Annotated in this window: 1 protein-coding gene; it reads left to right on the forward strand. The window is 25.9% G+C overall.

What is annotated here, in order from left to right; genetic code table 11:
- Positions 1-468, forward strand: a 468-nt coding sequence (locus tag QX51_RS09215; protein ID WP_039679622.1) for a DEAD/DEAH box helicase, incomplete at both ends; no start/stop codon positions are given.

Here is a 468-nt window from a genome sequence, read left to right on the forward strand (position 1 = left end):
GAAATAAATGTAAAAAATTATAAAGGAAAAAATTCTAAGTTAGAAATTTTAATTAATCTTATTAAACAAGAAAGTGATAGAAAAATATTAGTATTTTCTCAATTTACAAAAGTTCTTAAAATTATAGAAAAAAGATTAGAAGAAGAAACTATTGCATATTCTTATTTGGATGGAAAGACTGATGCAAAAGATAGAATAAAATTGGTGGAAGAGTTTAATGACAGTAATACTAAGAGAGTATTTTTAATATCATTAAAAGCTGGTGGAACAGGGTTGAATTTAACTAGTGCATCTATGGTAATTCATTTTGATCCTTGGTTTAATCCAGCCAGTGAAGATCAAGCAAGCGACAGAGCTCATAGAATTGGTCAAAAAAATTTAGTAGATGTTATTAAATTAATTTCCAAAGATACTGTAGAAGAAAAAGTAATAGCTCTTCAGGAAAATAAAAAAGAACTTATTGAAGAT

The organism is Terrisporobacter othiniensis (assembly GCF_000808015.1).
Taxonomy (GTDB): Bacteria; Bacillota; Clostridia; order Peptostreptococcales; family Peptostreptococcaceae; genus Terrisporobacter; species Terrisporobacter muris.